The following is a 17813-nucleotide window of genomic DNA, read 5'->3' on the forward strand; positions in this document are numbered from 1 at the left end:
CAAGTAAGCCGGCGGCCACTCCACCTACCTCGGCTGCGCTACTACAACTGTGCCAGCTGCGCAACAGAAAGAGTACAAGTACCAAACGGTGGAAGGCGACCCGCTTAAAGCGCGTATCTACACCCTAGATAACGGCCTAACGGTGTACTTGTCGGACTACGATGATGCGCCGCGCATTCAAACGTACATAGCGGTGCGCGCCGGTTCTAAGAATGACCCGCACACCGCTACCGGCCTGGCGCACTACTTGGAGCACATGGTGTTCAAAGGCACCTCTAAGTTGGGTACTCAGAACTGGGCCGCGGAGAAGCCAGAGTTGGACAAAATCGAGGCGCTTTACGAGCAGTATCGCAGTACTCGCGACGCCGCATTGCGCAAAAAGCTCTACCATCAGATAGATTCGGTATCGAGCGTGGCGGCTAAGTACGCCGTGGCAAATGAGTACGACAAGGTAATGGGCGCCATCGGGGCCAAGGGCTCGAACGCCTACACCTCGGTGGAGCAGACGGTATACCAGGAAGATATTCCGAGTAACCAGCTAGAGAAGTGGGCTGCCGTGCAGGCCGAGCGCATGCAGGAAATGGTGCCCCGCCTGTTCCACACGGAGTTGGAAGCAGTATACGAGGAGAAAAACCGCAGCTTGGATAGTGACTTCCGCAAGGAGTTTGAAGCCCTGAACAGCAGCTTGTTCCAAAAGCACGAGTATGGTACCCAAACCACCATCGGGACCATCGAGCACTTGCAGAACCCTTCCATTACAGAAATCAAGAAGTACTTCGGGCAGTACTACGTGCCCAACAACGTAGCCCTCTGCCTTTCCGGTGACCTGGACTATGACCAGACCATCCAGCTGATTGACCAGTATTTTGGCAAGCTACAGGCCAAGCCAGTACCTACTTTCACTCCGGCCCAGGAAGCGCCCATCACGGCGCCCCTTGTCAAGCAAATACTGGGGCCCGATGCTGAAAACGTAATGCTCGGCTTCCGCTTTCCCGGCACTGCCTCCCGCGACGCGCTGGTGCTGCGCATGATTGATAAGATCCTGAGCAACGGGCAGGCCGGCCTCATTGACCTGGACCTGAATCAGAAGCAAACGGTATTGAGTGCGGCTTCTTTCACCGACCTCAACAACGACTACTCCACCCACGTTCTGTACGCTACCCCCCGCCAGGGCCAAAGCCTCACGCAAGTCCGCGACTTACTGCTGGGCGAGCTAGCCAAGGTAAAGAAGGGTGACTTCCCAGAGTGGCTGATTCCGGCCATTATCAACAACGAGCAGTTACAGCGTACCCGCAGCTACGAAAGCAACGAGGCTCGTGCCGGCGCTTTTGTGGCGGCGTTTGTGGCCCGCGAAGATTGGAAGGACTACCTCAAACAGTTCGACGACTTCGCTACCATCACCAAGCAGGACGTGATGCGCGTGGCCAACGAGTACTACGGCCCCGGCTACGCGCTGGTGTACAAGCGCACCGGCCAGGACTCCAACAAGGTGAAAGTGGTGAAGCCCTCCATTACGCCCGTGCCCGTAAACCGCGAAGCGGCCTCTGCGTTCTACAAAGAAGTTACGGCTAAGACGTCGCCCGAATTGCAGCCGGTTTTCCTGGACTACAAGAAGGACATTCAGGAAACCAAGCTGGCCTCGGGCATTCCGGTGTACTACACCCACAACGAGGAGAACAACCTCTTCAACCTGTACTACGCGCTGGACTTGGGTACCAACAATGACCCCAAGCTTGGTCTCGCTACCGACTACCTGCAGTACCTGGGCACCGGCAAATACAACGCCGCCCAGCTCCAGCAGGAGTTCTACAAGCTCGGGTGCTCTTTCTCGGTGCAAAGCGGCCAGGACCGCACCTTCGTGAGCCTCTCCGGCCTCGACAGCAACTTTGAGCAAGCCTTGCAGCTGTTCGAAAGTCTGCTTGCCGCCCCCAAGCCCGATGCCGCCGCCCTCAAGAACATGGTGGCTGGGGTGTTGAAAGCCCGCCAGGATGCCAAGCTCAACAAAGGAGTTATTCTGAACCAGGCCCTGGTGAACTACGCCAAGTACGGCGCGAAAAACCCCTTCACCAGCCAACTGAGCGAGAAAGAGCTAAAAGCGCTGAAGCCTGAGCAGCTCACCGCCCTCATCCAGAAGCTCCCGACCTACCAGCACCGCGTGCTGTACTACGGGCCACGCGCTACCGACGCCTTAGCGTCTACGCTGAATACAACCCACCGCGTACCTGCTAAGCTCACGCCCGTGCCAGCTAACAAGGACTTCGCGGAGCAGCCCATGACGGACCGCAAAGTATATTGGGTAGACTACAACATGGTACAGGCCGAAATTCTGTTCCTGAGCAAAGGGCCCATGTACGACAAAGGACTGATACCTACTACCAGCCTCTACAACGAGTATTTTGGGGGGAGTATGGGCAGTATTGTGTTCCAGGAACTACGCGAGTCGAAAGCCCTGGCCTACTCGGCTTCCTCGCGCTTTGCTAATGCCGATAAGGTAGGACGCAGTTCCTACAACCTCAGCTATATCGGCACCCAGAGCGACAAGCTGCCCGAGGCCATGGCCGGCATGAACACCCTGCTCAACGACATGCCCGTGGCCGAAGCCAATCTGCAGATTGCCAAGAACGCCATCCGCAACAGCATTGCCACGGAGCGCATCACTAAGTCGGACATCCTCTTCAGCTACGAGCGGGCCAAACGCCTCGGCCTCGATTATGATGTGCGCCGCGACGTGTACGAGCAGACGCCTAACATGAGCTTCCAGGACTTGCAGAAGTTCCAGCAGGCTCGCGTGAAAGGGCAGCCGCAAACCATTCTGGTTATCGGCTCCAAGGACCGCCTCAACTTCAAGGAACTGGCCAAGTACGGGCAGGTCCAGCAACTTACGCTGAAAGAGATTTTCGGCTATTAAGTACTCTATCCCTAGCCCCTACTCAGCAAGATAGGAGCACTAGCCTGGGCTGTTATTTCTAGTTCTACATCTATCCACCTGAGAGCAAGAAATCCGAAGTGAATAGCTAGAAACTAGACGTACCCCTCCCCCCGGGAGGAGCTAGGGACGGGGCCCACCACCAAAAACCTATAGTACCTAAGTACCTTTTCAACAATGGCAGAGAAAATCACCATCAAGAACGGCAAGCTGCACGTGCCCGATCAACCCATCATTCCGTTCATCGAAGGCGACGGCACGGGTCCGGACATTTGGGCGGCTTCCGTCCGCGTGTTCGACGCGGCAGTAGAAAAAGCCTATGGCGGCTCGCGCAAGCTGGTGTGGAAAGAGGTATTGGCCGGCGAGAAGTCCTTCAAGCAAACCAACAACTGGCTGCCAAACGAAACCCTCGATGCTTTCCGCGAATACCTGGTGGGCATCAAAGGCCCCCTGACTACTCCCGTGGGTGGTGGTATCCGGTCTCTGAACGTGGCCTTGCGCCAGGAGCTTGACTTGTACGCTTGCGTACGCCCGGTGCGGTGGTTTGAAGGCGTACCCTCGCCCGTGAAGCAGCCCAACCTGACCGACATGGTGATCTTCCGCGAAAACACGGAGGATATTTACGCCGGTATTGAGTACATGAACGGCACGCCGCAGGCCCAGAAAATGCTGGAATTTCTGCAGGATGAGATGGGCGTAAAGAAAATTCGCTTCCCCGAGACCTCGTCGTTCGGCATCAAGCCCGTATCGAAGGAAGGTACAGAGCGCTTGGTACGCGCGGCTATTCAATATGCCATTGAGCACAACAAACCGTCGGTGACGTTGGTCCACAAGGGCAACATCATGAAGTTTACCGAGGGGGCTTTCAAAACCTGGGGCTACGAACTGGCAGAGCGCGAGTTTGGCGACAAAGTGTACACGTGGAACCAGTACGACAAGGTAGTTGCCAAGCAGGGCCAAGAAGTAGCCGATGCTCAGCAGCGCGCAGCCCTGGAAGGTGGTAAGATCCTGATTAAGGACAGCATTGCCGATGCCTTCTTGCAGCAAATATTGCTCCGCCCCGCCGAGTACTCGGTAGTAGCTACCCTGAACCTGAACGGCGACTATATCTCCGATGCGCTGGCAGCTATTGTAGGTGGCATTGGCATTGCTCCCGGTGCCAACATCAACTATCTAACGGGCCACGCCATTTTCGAAGCGACCCACGGCACCGCACCCAAGTATGCTGGCCAAGATAAGGTGAACCCCGGCTCGGTTATCCTGTCGGGTGCCATGATGTTTGAGCACCTGGCTGGCAGGAAGCCGCCGACCTGATCTACAAAGGGCTCGAAGCCGCCATTGCCTCAAAGCGCGTTACCTACGACTTCGAGCGTCTGATGGAAGGTGCTACTCTGCTGAAGTGCAGCGAGTTCGGCGACGAGATTATCAGCCGGATGTAGTAGCTTGGCACTAGCCAATTACTCATAAGAACCCCCGCGTTGGCTGTAAGGCTGGCGCGGGGGTTTAATTTTCACTTTACTATTTTCAAATTTCGGACAGCGATACTGTCCCTTAGGATTAAAATCTCGGGAGCATTGGTAATTTTTAGTGGCTAGTTGTACTGCTGGCAGGCGTATCTTGCGGCTTTATCAGTTCCAGTTGGATTTATGCTTGTATTGCTACGTACCACGCTTGGCCGATTACGCGCTGTTGGGTTTCTGGAAGGCATTTCGTTTCTGGTGCTGCTGGGGATTGCCATGCCTCTGAAATACCTGGCTGGCGAACCGGCAGCGGTGCGCATTGTGGGCATGGCGCACGGGGTGTTATTTGTGCTGTACCTATTACTAGTACTTCAAGCGAGCTTGGAGCATAGCTGGTCGTGGCGGAAGGCACTGCTGGCCTTGGTAGTATCGGTGGTGCCATTTGGCACCTTTTGGGCCGACAAAAAGCTATTCCGAGCGTAGTTAAGTCCAGATAAGGCGGCTGCAAGCTAGATTCTGGATTTCTAGAAGTGCCTACCACAACTGTCGTTATGCGTAAGATGGACATGCCTTCATCTTCGCCTCTCATCTCTGAGCTTCCCCTCGACCTACGCGACAAGCTTGCGCTGGAACGCACCCACTTGGCCAATGAGCGCACAGTGCTGGCCTACGTACGTACCGGCATGGCCCTGGTGGTAGCCGGTTTCTCCTTCATCAACTTCTTTCGTGACTACCTCTACGTGTGGGTAGGCGTTGTATTCGTGCCCGTAGGAATTGGTATCACGGTGGCAGGCTGGTTTCGGTACCGGGCCAAACGAGTACGCATAAAAAACTACCTGCACACCCCATCAGCGTAACAGCCAGCACGGGGTAATTATTGGGCGAAAATCTTGCTAGAAACTGGTGCTTGGCGTGCTAGGAACCACCCATCAGATAGTAGCTTTGCTTTCCCTACCTAGAAGCTGCGACGACCCCTCCAACCTACGGTTGCTTCTAAACGGGCTAGTGCCCTTTGCGTATACTTCGCCAGTAGCTATCTACTCTTTACCAGCCGCCCCAGGGCGTGTTACCTAGTATGAACCCGAGAGAGAATGGCGTGTGGCAGTTGGCGGTAGTAGCGGCGTGCCTATTGCTCACCTCTTTACTGCCAAGCGTGTTTGCGGATTGGTTTGTAGAAAGCTCCGGCCACATTTCCGTCAGTTTCCTCTGGACCACTCTGCTCAGCATATCTCTTTTTCAGCGGTGGCGGCCGGCCCATTTCATTACGCTACTGTTTTCCTGCGTGCAGCTCTACCTGGCCTACGTCGTGTTATCCTACAACATCCCCCACGGTGGTAAAGTCCTGGGCTTTGGGCTGCTCGTTCCCTTGCACCTGACGGTTGTGCTCATGCTTCTGTTCTCGAAAGGAATAAACCAGTATTTCAAGCGAGGCAACTCAGTAGCAGCCTAACCATATCCCCCCCATAACAAAGGGCACCCACATGGGTGCCCTTTCTCATGCAGTAGCCGTAGCCGGCTTAGGTATTCAGAATCTCGCCCCCATTGGGGTGAATAGCTTGCCCCGTGATGTAGGAAGCATCTTCGGAAGCCAGGAACACGTAGGCAGGCGCCACCTCAGAAGGTTGGCCGGGGCGTTTCATGGTCGTGTCTTTCCCGAAGGAGGCTACCTTCTCGGCGGGGAAGCTAGCGGGGATAAGGGGCGTCCAGATGGGGCCAGGAGCAACGGAGTTTACCCGAATCTTCTTCTCGGCTAGCTGCTGAGCAATTGAGCGAGTGTAAGCCGTAATAGCACCTTTGGTGGAAGTGTAATCCACGAGCTGCTGGTTGCCACGGTAGGCGTTGATGGAAGATGTGTTGATGATAGAGTCGCCTTCTTTGAGGTGTTCTAGGGCGGCCCGAGTCACGCGCACGAAGGAGAAGAAGTTCACTTGGAAGGTGTCTTCCCATTGCTGGTCTTCTACATCCGTGACGTCCTGACTCACGAATTGCTGCGCCGCATTATTCACCAGCACGTTCAGGCCGCCTAATTGTTCCACGGTTTGGCTTACAATAGACTGGCAGTATTCCCGGTCGCGCAAGTCGCCGGGCAGGGTGAGGCAGCGGCGACCTTCGGCTTCTACCAACTGACGGGTAGCATAGGCGTCTTGCTCTTCGTGCGACATGTAAGTAATGGCTACATCAGCTCCCTCGCGGGCGAAGTGAATGGCCACGGCCCGACCAATGCCGGAGTCGCCACCCGTGATGAGCGCCACTTTATCCTGAAGCTTGTTGCTTCCCTTATAATTCGACCGGATATATTCCGGCTGTGGGGTCATTTCCGCCTCGATTCCGGGCTGTTGGTCTTGCTCTTGAGGGGGCAGGCTAGTTGGTTTATTTTCCATAGCAGTTGGTAAAGGATTGAGCTTATACCAACGGAATGAATACTCAGGGGTTATAGAGGAGCCGTACCGTAAGCCGGACGCTAGCGCCTTCTGGCAGTCCCTCCCGAGCATCCAAATTCCCATTCACCGGCCCACATTCCCAGGCAAGCAATCCTATCAGAACACCGGAATATGGACGCTACCAGAACGCAGGCCTTGCTCTGGGGCCATCTAGCCGACCATACTCTCTGGTATACTATTACTTTTTTGTTACCCTGGTCGTAGCAAAGGCAAACAGCAGGAAATTTCTTATCCAATCTACGCCGAGGCAGCAGCCCCAGCCTGTGCTACCCGGGCCGTGACCAGCAACTGCCCCACGTGGCGCGTGGTGTGCTCGGCGGCGTGTACGAGCAGGCCCATAACGGTGCTCGGCAGCCCCGCCCGGCCTACTGGCCGGAATTCCGCCAACGTAGCTTCCGGGGTGGCACGCAGGGTGTCCAGCATGGCTTCTACTTGGCCAGCAAACTGCTGTAGTAAGTGCGCAACGGTGTCGGGAGAGGTGGTAGAGCCCTCTTTCTCGGCAGCCAGAAACTCGAATTGCGCTTGGCTTAGGGGCTTATAACGAGCGTAAGTTTGCATGCGGTCAAGCACGCCGGCCAAGTGACGCAGATGGAAACCCACTGAGGCCACGCCCGCTGGCCGAACCTGCAATAAGTGGTCGGGGAAGTGGCGCAGGGCAACCTGCAACTCCTCGCGGGCTTGCAGCAGGGCGTGAGCTATGGGCTGTAGCAGGGGCAGCACATCCGGGAGCGGACCGCGCAGCCATACTTCGGGTTGGGGGGAAGAGGGAGTCATGGGAACATAACCGGTAGCGTGGGCGCTGGTTTGCGGGGTTTGCACTAAAGGCGGAGACTACTTAGCGTGGTCGGTTGCACATTCTGCCTTGGTTGGTTGTAGAGGCAACATACCTACGCCAACGCAGCAAATTGCCAGGCTATCTTGCTAGCCCTTGCGAATTGCATTCCGCGGTAATTGCATTAGAAGTTTCGCGGAAAAGTGGCTCGTTCTAGGCAGCTAAGCTAACTTTAAGCCCATGCTTCAACCTTCGCAGCGTGGACTGGCCTTACCGCCTTCTCCTTACCGCCGACTTACGCCCTACGCCGAAGCCGCTCGCCAACGCGGCCTGACGGTGCATCCCCTCAACATCGGGCAGCCCGATATCGAGACGCCGCCAGCCATGCTGGCGGCCGTGCAGCAGGCGGACATTCGAGTGCTGGAGTACGGCCCGACGGCAGGTACGCTGAGCTACCGCCGCAAGCTGGCCGATTACTACCAGCGCCTGGGCTTGTCGGTCACCTACGAGGACGTTATTGTAACTACGGGCGGTAGCGAATCCATTTCGTTTGCGCTGCTGGCCTGCCTTAACCCAGGCGATGAGTTTATTGTGCCGGAGCCATTCTACGGTCCCTACACTGCGTTTGCCGTGTCTACGGGCACGCACGTGGTACCCGTGGCATCGCACCTGGAGCAGGATTTTGCGCTGCCACCCATTGAGGAGTTTGAGCGTAAGATTACGCCCCGCACCAAGGCCATCCTGATTTGCAGCCCCAACAACCCAACGGGCTACGTATACAGCCGCCAAGAACTTGAGCAGCTCAAAGACCTCTGCCTGCGCCACAACCTGTACCTGCTTTCCGATGAAGCCTATCGGGAGTTCTGCTACGACGGAGAGTTCACCAGCGCCCTACACCTCGAAGGTGTTGACGAACACGTGGTTCTTATTGACACTATCTCGAAGCGGTATAGCGCCTGCGGAGCCCGTATTGGCGCCCTCGTGACTAAAAACAAGTCCCTGCGCGACGTAGTATTCAAACTAGCCCAGCTGCGGGTGTGCCCGCCCGGCCTGGGTCAGCTGCTGGCCGAAGCTGCCGCCGACTTACCAGAAGACTACTTCGACCATACCAAAGCCGAGTACCAGGCCCGCCGCGACCTGATGGTGCGCCGCCTGCGGGCCATGCCTGGCGTACGCTGCCCCCTACCCCGCGGTGCATTCTACGTGCTCTGCCACCTGCCCGTAGACGATGCCGAGCGGTTTGCACAGTGGCTGCTGGAGGAGTTTCAGCACAACGGGCAAACGCTCATGGTGTCGCCGGCGGCGGGCTTTTATGCCACCTCCATTCTGGGCCGCCAGCAAATGCGTATGGCCTACGTGGTCAACCAAGATGTTATCAATAAAGCTATGGATTGCTTGGAAGTAGCCTTGCAGCAATACCCATGGCGCGAGGAGTAGCAGTTCTCTTAGTCAGTAAAACCAGGAAGCCGAGGCACCTACCAACGTAGGCTCGGCTTCCTGGTTTTAGGGGGCCCATTTGACGGCAGGGGGCAGGTTTAAGAGCAGGCGCTTGAGGCGTGTAATTCCATGACGTATCTTCTGGGCTGATTCTTGCCCTTAGCTGCTCTATGAACCGCTTCCTACCCCTGCTACTCTTACCGCTGCTGGGTGCTGCCCCCACTGTCCGCCACACGCCCCCCGATTCGGCCCGCTTGCTAACCTTGCGCGTGAATGGGCAGGCAGTTGCTGCCGATACTATTAGTTCGCGTTTTTTCCTCAGCGACACCCGCACGCTCCGCCTCAATATCATCCGGGCCGATGACCCCGATGGGGAGGGCCTCACTATCCTGATTGACCGATTTCCGATTCAGACGGGCACGTATAGCTTTCAGGAAATCTTGAGTGGACGCAACCGAGACGCCTCCTACCGCTTTGGCAAGACGGCGGCCTACTCTAAATCTTGCCCCGATAATCCAGGTTCCGTTACGATTACGGCCATCAACGGCGCCAAGCACTGGCTGGCCGGCTCCTACCGGTGCACTGTTTGCGAATCGGGCCGCGGGGGCAAGCGCTTCACACTGGAAGGCACCTTTCGCTACCCCGTAGAAAAAGAGTAGATATTAATTATTATTCATGACACACAACGCGCTATTGCTATATGCTGTATCAACTACACCAACTAGACTTGGTAGTCGCTTTTATCCTAGGTGCCGATGGGGTACTGTTGCTGCTACTAGCGTTGCTTATTTTTCGGCGGCCCCATAGCTCGTTTGTCCGCAAGCTACTGGCACTAGGCCTGGTGCTACTAAGCCTCCCCATAATAGGAATAAAGCTCTTGTTGAGTTCTCCGTCCTCATTGGCGTCTTCCCCTGGCGAAGTCGTTATCCAGAACCCCCATCATCACGTTGAGAAGCTGTACTTCTTGCGAGCAAGTAAGCACCACCACTGGCGGGTATTTTGGGTGCAGTATGTTTTCTTCTCCGACCAAAAAGTAACCATAGAAACGGAAAACTTGTACCCCACCGGATTGGTAGTAGCCCGGTACCAAGGAGGCACTTGGCAATTTCAGCGCAGACACTTTAAGAGGGGGCAGGTTGTGCTTTCGCTTTCCGCCGACCAGTTCCGCCCCGACCAGCACAAACAGATTGCCACGGCCATAGCGGCACACCGGGCCTCAGAGGCCGTAAGCTGGGTCTCCAATCTACTCACGCTAGGTAGCGCTGGGGGCGTGGCTTTGCTTCTGCTGAGAAGAAGGGGCCGCAAACGTTGGAACACTCGCTCTGCTACCGCACAAGTAACTCAGCAAGAGCAGTAAAACAGAAGAGCCCAGCTTCCAAGGAGGAAGCCGGGCTCTTCTGTTTTACTGCTCTTGCCTAGATGGTGGCTAGGTCTAGCACGAAACGGTACTTCACATCAGACTTCAGCATACGCTCGTAGGCCTCATTGATGTAGTTCATGGGAATCACTTCCACGTCGCTCATTACGTTGTGCTCGGCGCAGAAATCCAGCATTTCCTGGGTTTCCTGAATACCTCCGATGAGGGAACCAGCAATACGACGACGCTTGGCAATGAGGTTGAACGCGTGCAGTTGTGGGGCTTCTGGTGGCACGCCCAGCAGTACCATGGTGCCGTCTAGGCGCAGGGTGCTGATGTAGGGAGTTAGGTCCATGGTAGCCGACACCGTGTTGATGATCAAGTCAAAGTAATTCGACACCGATTTCATGGCGTCGGCATCCTTGCTTACCACAAACTTGTGGGCGCCTAGTTCTTTGGCATCGGCCTCTTTGTTGGGGGAGGTGCTGAACACAGTTACTTCGCAGCCCAGAGCAACGGCAAATTTCACGGCCATGTGGCCCAGGCCACCCAGGCCCATAACAGCTACCCGGTCGCCAGCCTTAGCGTTCCACTGCCGCAGGGGCGACCACGTGGTGATGCCAGCGCACAACAGCGGCGCTACGCGGGAGAGGTCCAGCTTATCCGACACGTGGAGCACGAATTTCTCCGTTACCACAATGCTATTGGAGTAGCCACCGTAGGTTATGGTGCCGTCGCGGTCAGTAGCGCCGTACGTGCCCACAAATCCTTCGTCACAGTACTGCTCAAGGCCTTCGTTGCACTCGGGGCAGTGCTGGCAGGAGTTCACCATGCAGCCCACGCCGGCTAGGTCGCCTACAGTAAAGCCTTTCACGTGCGCGCCTACTTCCGTTACGCGGCCCACAATTTCGTGGCCGGGTACCATAGGGAAAACAGAACCGCCCCATTCGTCGCGCACTTGGTGAAGGTCGGAGTGGCACACGCCACAGAATAGAATTTCGATGCGTACATCGTGGGCTCCCACTTCACGGCGCTGGAAGTCGAAGGGTACGAGGGGAGCATGCACTGCGGGAGCAGCGTAGCCTTTTGCTTGTGACATGAAAACGGGTTGGTTGTAGAGAACTGAAACTTCAGAACGGAATCACAATAACGGTTTCACAGGGTAATTGTTTACGGCCAAGGTGGCTTCGCCTTTTTACCGTCAACCTTCTCTTACCCCAGCCGCCTACCCTCTGCGTTACGGTAGAAGTGAAGAACCTTGTGCCCTGATTTCTAGCTACTCCTTCCTAGTGCTAGATGGTACAGCGGCTTAGCAGGAAAACGTTTACCGAGCCAGCCGGAACCCGTAACCCAGGGGCCGCTAGGCTACGACCTATGCGCTTACTACCAAGGTAAGCCGCGCAGTAGTAGGGCTACTGTGTGGCTTTGCGCAATTGCTCGGTGGCATCCTCATGCCCTGCGGCGGCCTGCACGGGTGGGCCAGCGGTAGTTGTGGGGGACGTCCAGCCTTTGCGCAGCATTTCTTCTACTTGGGCCCGCAGCCGCTTCATCGACTCGGTAGAAAACTTGCGCTGGAGCATGCGCCCAAACAGACGAAAACCAATCCAGTAAAAGGGGTTGCTGATACGGCCCGTTTGCGAAAAGGCGTGAATATGGAAGCGGATGCGACCAGTAGTAAGATTTTTGTGAACGGTAAAGTCGATCTGCCCCCGCTCGAAGTGTCCTTCCAAAGTGCGGTAGTTATAGCCCCAGACTTGTTCCTGCTGCCCACTGAACAAGGCCTGCACTTCGTCGGTAACACCGCCAATGCGTACCCCAAACCAGAAGGTAAAGAATAAAAACTGCCCCCGCAGCACCATTACGCGCTGTTCCAAGGCTGATCGGGTAAGAAGATGCCCGTAATAAGATCGGGAGGCGGAAAGGTGTACCGGCGCAGCACCTCCCGCGCGGCCGCCCAGGCCCCATGCGGGTCCGGGGGGCCGGGCATCTCGTGGGGCAACTCCGTTTCGTAGTCGTCTACCCGCCAGCCGTTTTCGGCCGTGTACTCGTCGGTGCGGTCGAGGTCGAAATTGTAGCCTGCTTTGGCGTACGATTCAAGGCGAGCTTTCTGGAGCTCATACAGGGGCCGGGACTCAGGCATCGCGCGTTACTTCAGTGTTCGTATCCGATTGTCTTACGGTTTCTACGTGCACAGGGCCTAGCAGCAAGCCTCCGCTAGCCTCAGCCACCCGCTCGCAGAAGGTTTCCCAGGTTTGCTGCTGCACGCGCTTGCCCATCCCCAAAGTATCGTAGGTGAAGGCCACCAGCCCGTCGCGGGAGCGGGCCCAGGAGTGAATTTCAAAGCGCAGTGCATCGGGCAGCTGCGGATGAGGGCCCAGCGAGAACCGGATGCGCCCAGCTTCGGGGTGGCTTTCCAGTGTGACCAGTACAAAGTAGTCGTTGCCAATCTCATCTACCCGAACGTCGCCGTTCCACGGACCCAGAATCTTGATGCGAAACTCATCGTCCACGCGCAACTCATGGGCCTGGCCTTTGGCTTTCTCGAAATCGGCGAGCAAATCGGGGGAGAATTCGGGCAAGTTGCATTTGATGTGCTCAAACAGCTCAGCCGCCGTACGGCGCGGGTTCTGCACATCTACCCAGTAGCGCCGCTCAAATAGGGGGCCACTGCCGGTGTGGGCGGGTTGTTCGGATTTGCTCATAGCACGGAGGGGAAAGGTCAGCCGCATACGCAGCGGTTGGGTGTCGTAACGTGCGCCCCTGGGGCCGGGTTAAGGCGGAGTTACTGCATGGCGCGGCCAGCCAGCTTCCGTATTTGGTTCGAAGCCGGCCGCCAGATGCCAACCTACGGGCAGGTGGGGCAGTACACTACCCACACCCTCCCACCCTACTATGGCCTACTACCGCCCCTATACGCCCCCCGCGGACCCGCGCATTGTGCGCGACCTCACCCAGCAGCAGGAAGAGCTTCGCACGCGCGTACGCCTTGAGCCCCTCTCGCAGGAGCCGCGCTTTATAGCGGGCTGCGACTCCTCCTTTCCCACCCCCGAAACCATCCTTTCCGTGTTTGTGGTGCTGAAATTCCCGAGCCTGGAGCTTGTGGAGAAGGTGTACCAGACCAGCACCGTAGAACTGCCCTACATTCCGGGGTTGTTATCGTTTCGGGAGGCACCCAATGTGCTGCGCGCCTACCAGCAATTGCACCAAAAACCCGACATCATTATGGTCGATGGGCACGGTATCGCGCACCCGCGCCGCATGGGTATTGCCGCTCATATTGGGGTAATGCTCGATATGCCCACTTTCGGGGTGGCCAAGCAGAAGCTAACTGGTGTATACCAAGACCCCGACGTTGCCAAGGGCAGCCTCTCTCCCCTCACCGACAAAAGCGGCGACCTGCTGGGCGAAGTCATCCGCAGTAAGGACAAGGTGAATCCGCTCTTCGTGAGTCCTGGGCACCGCTGCGACCAAGCCACCGCCACCCGCCTCACGCTGGCCTGCCTGCGCGGCTACAAGCTCCCCGAGCCTACCCGCCTCGCTGACCACTGGGCCGAAGAATTTAAGAAGGAGCTACGCTAGGGGTGGCGGAATATGACGAGTACAACACGTTAGCACGAAGGCCCACCTTGTATGCGCAGTGCTTATTGGGTAGTACACTGGTTGAAATACTGCCGCAACGCTTCCAACGACTCAGCAGCAGCGGCGGGCAGCTGGAGGAGGCGGGCAGCGGCGGCGTACACTACGCGGGGGCTACCGGCAGCCTCCATAATGCCGCGCTGGTGGCTGGCCTGGGTTGATTTGGACAGCTTTTGTCCAACCTCGTCTAGCAACAGCCTATGGTGCCAAAACTGAGTAGCCCCGAAGCGACTCGCGCCGGGCAGGTAGTGCGCCAACCATAACTGAGCCGCCGTGCTGGGCAGCAGGTCAAGCCCACGCACAATAAGCGTAACACCTAACCGCACGTCGTCTACTACCGATGCTACCTGGTAGGCGGCCGTACCATCTTTCTTGCGCACGACAAAGTCGCCTAGCTCCTGGGCCAGGCTGACGTGCACCGCGCCGCTGCCCAGGTCCGGGAACGACACGGTAGCATCAGCCGGCACGTGGGCTCGCCACGCAGTATCGGGGCCGGCCAGCGCCAGGTGGGTAGTGCGGCACGTACCGGGGTAGCGTCCATCGGGCAGAGCCAAGCGGGCCAGCTCAGTGCGAGAGCAGCGGCAGGCATAAAATAAGCCCGGGTGGGCAGCCTGGGCACTTTGCAGAGCTGCTTCGTACTCAGGCAAAAAATGCCGCTGGGAAAAGTACCGCTCAAACGCATCGGGTCCGGCGGGCCCTTGGTCGTAGTCGAGCCCTAGCCATGCCAGGGTGCGAAAGATGTTATCGAGGTAGGCAGGCCGAAACCGGGCTCGGTCTAAGTCGTCAATCCGCAAGTGCAAGGTGCCGCCAGCCTGGCGCACTACCAGCCATGTTAGGGTAAAGTTTAGGGCGTTGCTAGGTGCAAAAAGCCACTGGGCGTGGGTGCCAGCCGCGAAACGATGGGCAAAGTGGGAAGCTGCAACATGAGGAAAAGGCCCGGCAATTAAAGACAATGCAAGATGCAGTGTGCACCCCATAAAGTAGCTGGGCTAGTATTCCGAGGGTGATTTTCTAGCCCTTCCTTTCAGGCTACCTGCTGAGCTAAGCCTGACTGATAACGGCTCGGTTCTTCTCGCCCCAGGCCTGAATGGCCTCAATTATGGGCTCTAAGCTAAGTCCGCACTCCGTCAGCGTGTATTCCACCGTGGGCGGCACGGTAGCGTAGGCGCGCCGGTTTACAATGCCATGAGCTTCCAGCAGTTTCAACTCCTTGACGAGCATACGAGCGGTAATACCGGCTACATCTCGTTCCAGCGTTTTAAAGCGCATGGTGCCGTGCAGCAACAAGCTGTGGATAATGGCAAACTTCCACTTACCCTCTAGCACGTCCAGCGTCTGCCGAAACGCACAATTTGGAAATTCTTTTCCGCGAACTGCCATAGTATCTACTTGATTATGAACATTGGTTACATCCAGTATATTGGTATACAATGGTGTAACTACTTGTAAATATATAGTGAGCAAGTGAACTTTGAGAGCCAATTAATGTATATACATCAATTGCGGATTACATCACTTCTGCACTTTCGCTCACCATGGCTCAGACCCTCCTTCACCCTGCTACCTCCCGCGGCCACGCTAGCCACGGCTGGCTGAACTCTTACCATACGTTCAGCTTTGCGGGCTACCACAATCCACAGCGCGTGCACTTCGGTGTACTGCGCGTACTCAACGATGATACCGTGGCAGCCAGGATGGGCTTCGGTACCCACCCGCACGACAACATGGAAATCATCAGCATTCCGCTGAGCGGCACGCTAGAGCATAAGGATAGCGCCGGCAACCACGGCATCATTCAGAGTGGTGATGTACAAGTGATGAGTGCCGGTACGGGCATTGCGCACAGCGAGAAAAATCACAGCCAGACGGAGCAAGTGAAGTTTCTGCAGATTTGGGTATTCCCCAACAAGCGCAACGTGCAGCCCCGCTACGATCAGCAGACCTTCCGCGCCGCGGACCGCCACAACCAGTTTCAGCAGGTCTTGTCGCCGAATCCCGACGATGCGGGCGTGTGGATTCATCAGGATGCCTGGTTTCACCTCGCCGATTTTGATGCCGGCTTCGGCACTGACTACCACGTAAAGAAGCCTGGCAACGGCGTTTACGTATTTGTGCTGGAAGGCGACGTGACCATCAACGGCCAAGCCTTGCATCCGCGCGACGGGTTTGGCATCTGGGATACGGCTTCTTTTACCGTACAAGCCAATTCCAACACTCGTCTGTTGCTGATGGAAGTTCCTATGTCGCTTAACTAACTTGCTCGCTACGCACGAACTGCCTTAGTCTTATCATCCGATGAAAAACGCACTCACTACCTTTCCTATTCAGGAAAATATTCGCAAACGCTGGAGCCCCCGGGCCTTTGCCAGCTACCCAGTAGCTCCCGAAACGCTCCATCAGGTATTTGAAGCGGCCTCGTGGGCAGCCAGCGCCATGAACGAGCAGCCCTGGCGCTACATCTACGCTCATCACACCGACCAGGAAACCTTTCAGAAGATGGTTGACTGCCTGCTACCTGGCAATCAACCCTGGGCCAAACACGCGCCCGTACTTATTCTGGCGCTAGCCAAAACCCATTACGATAATGGTACTCCCAACGGCGCCGCCCTTCACGACTTAGGACTAGCCAATGCTAACCTGATTCTGGAAGCCACGGCCCTAGGGTTGCACGGTCACTTCATGGGTGGCTTCGACGCCGAAAAAACCCGGGCGGCGTTTCAAATCCCCGCCACGCTGCAACCCGTAAGCTTTATTGCCTTGGGGTACGTAGGCGCCGCTGAGCAGCTAGACGAGCCGTTCCTAAGCCGGGAGAAAGCCGCCCGTCAGCGCAAGCACTACTCCGATATTGCCTTCCATAACCAACTCCCTGCCTAAGCCATGCCATTTCGCATCACCACAGCCGCCGACCGGGGCCTAAAAGACACGGGTTGGCTTCAGAGCAATTTTTCCCTGAGCTTCGGTCCGTACGCCAACCCTGAGCGAACTGGCTTTGGCCTGTTGCGCGTGTTCAACGACGACTTTGTGCAAGCCGGTAAAGGCTTTGGCCTGCACGCGCACAGCAACATGGAAATCATTTCGGTGATGCTAGCTGGCCGCATGAACCACAAGGACTCGCTTGGCTACTCCGAGGAAGTCACTACCGACTGGGTGCAAATTATGAGCGCCGGCTCGGGGTTGCGCCATGAAGAGTATAACATAGGCGACGACCAGGTAAACTTCCTGCAAATCTGGATTGAGCCTAAGCTGCAGAACGTAACGCCACGCTATCAGCGCCGCCACTTCCCTGCCGAGAAGCGTCGTAATCAGCTCACAACTATTGTGAGCAATGAGGAAGGCACCGCCCACTGCTGGATCAACCAGAACGCCAAGCTTAGTCTAGGGTTCTTTGATGCCGGCCAGCAGGTAGATTACCGTCTAAATCCGCTCAATAAGTCAGTCTTCCTATTTGTACTCGAAGGCCAGCTTACAGTGAACGGCCAGGTGGTACAACAGCGGGAAAGCATCGGCCTTTGGGAAACCGACCTGATTAGTGTAGCCGTGGACAGAGAAAGTAAATTTATTCTCATCGAAGCTCCAATAAACCACTAATATACAGACCGTTTACTGCGGAGCTTTCACACATATTTAAAAGCCCTTCTGCATGCAGAAGGGCTTTTTTGGCTTATTAGAAGTAAGAAAACCGGGCATCATACGAGACAACTAGCTGATTGGTTGTTGACACCATGCTGAAAATCCGCTGGTTTGTCCCGACCTTCGTTTATAATTTTCTCGTGTTTGCTTAAGC

At 56.4% G+C, this 17813-nt stretch carries 19 protein-coding genes and 1 pseudogene; 12 read left to right on the forward strand and 8 right to left on the reverse strand.

The window, feature by feature from the left end:
- Positions 1-49: 49 nt before the first annotated feature.
- From VI25_RS01115 to VI25_RS01135, 5 genes and pseudogenes are all read left to right on the forward strand, one after another.
- Positions 50-2908: a M16 family metallopeptidase gene (locus VI25_RS01115; protein WP_045689789.1), complete on the forward strand. Its 2859-nt coding sequence runs from the start codon at positions 50-52 to the stop codon at positions 2906-2908.
- Between the two features lie 195 nt (positions 2909-3103).
- Positions 3104-4365, forward strand: a pseudogene (gene icd / locus VI25_RS01120) (NADP-dependent isocitrate dehydrogenase).
- Between the two features lie 207 nt (positions 4366-4572).
- Positions 4573-4869, forward strand: a complete 297-nt coding sequence (locus VI25_RS01125; protein ID WP_045689790.1) for a DUF3817 domain-containing protein — start codon at positions 4573-4575, stop codon at positions 4867-4869.
- 68 nt (positions 4870-4937) lie between these two features.
- Positions 4938-5243 carry a DUF202 domain-containing protein gene (locus VI25_RS01130; protein ID WP_201783246.1) on the forward strand — a complete coding sequence of 102 codons (306 nt, stop codon included), beginning with the start codon at positions 4938-4940 and terminating at the stop codon, positions 5241-5243.
- A 218-nt stretch (positions 5244-5461) separates the two neighbouring features.
- Positions 5462-5836 (forward strand): hypothetical protein, encoded by a 375-nt coding sequence (locus VI25_RS01135; protein ID WP_045690130.1) that lies wholly within the window; start codon positions 5462-5464, stop codon positions 5834-5836.
- A gap of 67 nt (positions 5837-5903) precedes the next feature.
- Here VI25_RS01135 and VI25_RS01140 read toward each other — a convergent pair whose 3' ends face one another.
- Entirely contained in the window at positions 5904-6767 is an 864-nt protein-coding gene (locus tag VI25_RS01140; protein ID WP_045690129.1) for an SDR family oxidoreductase, read from the reverse strand.
- A gap of 297 nt (positions 6768-7064) precedes the next feature.
- A complete protein-coding gene (locus tag VI25_RS01145; protein WP_045690128.1) occupies positions 7065-7601 on the reverse strand; it encodes a DinB family protein in 537 nt (178 codons plus the stop codon).
- A gap of 238 nt (positions 7602-7839) precedes the next feature.
- On the opposite strand from VI25_RS01145, the gene VI25_RS01150 reads away from it, so the two are divergent.
- The 3 genes from VI25_RS01150 to VI25_RS01160 all read left to right on the forward strand — a co-directional run bounded on the left by VI25_RS01150 (position 7840) and on the right by VI25_RS01160 (position 10393).
- A complete protein-coding gene (locus VI25_RS01150; RefSeq protein WP_045690127.1) occupies positions 7840-9036 on the forward strand; it encodes a pyridoxal phosphate-dependent aminotransferase in 1197 nt (398 codons plus the stop codon).
- Between the two features lie 170 nt (positions 9037-9206).
- Complete coding sequence (locus tag VI25_RS01155) at positions 9207-9695, forward strand: hypothetical protein (RefSeq protein ID WP_045690126.1); 489 nt, start codon at positions 9207-9209, stop codon at positions 9693-9695.
- Between the two features lie 41 nt (positions 9696-9736).
- Positions 9737-10393, forward strand: a complete 657-nt coding sequence (locus tag VI25_RS01160; protein ID WP_045690125.1) for a hypothetical protein — start codon at positions 9737-9739, stop codon at positions 10391-10393.
- Positions 10394-10451: 58 nt separating this feature from the next.
- Here the strand turns inward: VI25_RS01160 and VI25_RS01165 are convergent, their stop codons facing one another.
- The 4 genes from VI25_RS01165 to VI25_RS01175 form a co-directional block, all read right to left on the reverse strand.
- Positions 10452-11492, reverse strand: coding sequence for an NAD(P)-dependent alcohol dehydrogenase (locus VI25_RS01165; RefSeq protein WP_045690221.1), 1041 nt, complete (start codon positions 11490-11492; stop codon positions 10452-10454).
- Between the two features lie 313 nt (positions 11493-11805).
- Complete coding sequence (locus VI25_RS28155; RefSeq protein WP_201783247.1) at positions 11806-12267, reverse strand: DUF1990 family protein; 462 nt, start codon at positions 12265-12267, stop codon at positions 11806-11808.
- Positions 12252-12533 (reverse strand): DUF1990 family protein, encoded by a 282-nt coding sequence (locus VI25_RS28160; protein ID WP_201783248.1) that lies wholly within the window; start codon positions 12531-12533, stop codon positions 12252-12254. Before VI25_RS28160 ends, VI25_RS28155 begins: the two co-directional genes overlap by 16 nt.
- On the reverse strand, positions 12526-13095 hold the full coding sequence (locus VI25_RS01175) for a hypothetical protein (protein ID WP_152981441.1): 570 nt from the start codon (positions 13093-13095) through the stop codon (positions 12526-12528). The genes VI25_RS28160 and VI25_RS01175 overlap by 8 nt, the downstream gene beginning before the upstream one ends.
- Before the next feature lie 190 nt (positions 13096-13285).
- On the opposite strand from VI25_RS01175, the gene nfi reads away from it, so the two are divergent.
- Positions 13286-13972 carry a deoxyribonuclease V gene (nfi, locus tag VI25_RS01180; RefSeq protein WP_045690223.1) on the forward strand — a complete coding sequence of 229 codons (687 nt, stop codon included), beginning with the start codon at positions 13286-13288 and terminating at the stop codon, positions 13970-13972.
- Positions 13973-14034: 62 nt separating this feature from the next.
- Here nfi and VI25_RS01185 read toward each other — a convergent pair whose 3' ends face one another.
- Entirely contained in the window at positions 14035-14982 is a 948-nt protein-coding gene (locus tag VI25_RS01185) for a glutamate--tRNA ligase family protein (RefSeq protein WP_055562185.1), read from the reverse strand.
- An 88-nt stretch (positions 14983-15070) separates the two neighbouring features.
- On the reverse strand, positions 15071-15409 hold the full coding sequence (locus tag VI25_RS01190; RefSeq protein ID WP_045690227.1) for a winged helix-turn-helix transcriptional regulator: 339 nt from the start codon (positions 15407-15409) through the stop codon (positions 15071-15073).
- Positions 15410-15564: 155 nt separating this feature from the next.
- Between VI25_RS01190 and VI25_RS01195 the strand changes: the two genes are divergently transcribed.
- Genes VI25_RS01195 through VI25_RS01205 form a run of 3 tightly spaced genes read left to right on the forward strand, consistent with a single transcriptional unit; the run spans position 15565 to position 17617 of the window.
- Positions 15565-16284: a pirin family protein gene (locus VI25_RS01195; RefSeq protein ID WP_045690224.1), complete on the forward strand. Its 720-nt coding sequence runs from the start codon at positions 15565-15567 to the stop codon at positions 16282-16284.
- Positions 16285-16324: 40 nt separating this feature from the next.
- Positions 16325-16903, forward strand: coding sequence for a nitroreductase family protein (locus VI25_RS01200; protein WP_045690225.1), 579 nt, complete (start codon positions 16325-16327; stop codon positions 16901-16903).
- A 3-nt stretch (positions 16904-16906) separates the two neighbouring features.
- Complete coding sequence (locus tag VI25_RS01205) at positions 16907-17617, forward strand: pirin family protein (protein WP_045690226.1); 711 nt, start codon at positions 16907-16909, stop codon at positions 17615-17617.
- Positions 17618-17813 lie beyond the last annotated feature (196 nt).

Origin of the sequence: Hymenobacter sp. AT01-02 (assembly GCF_000961955.2) — a bacterium.
GTDB classification, from domain to species: Bacteria; Bacteroidota; Bacteroidia; order Cytophagales; family Hymenobacteraceae; genus Hymenobacter; species Hymenobacter mucosus.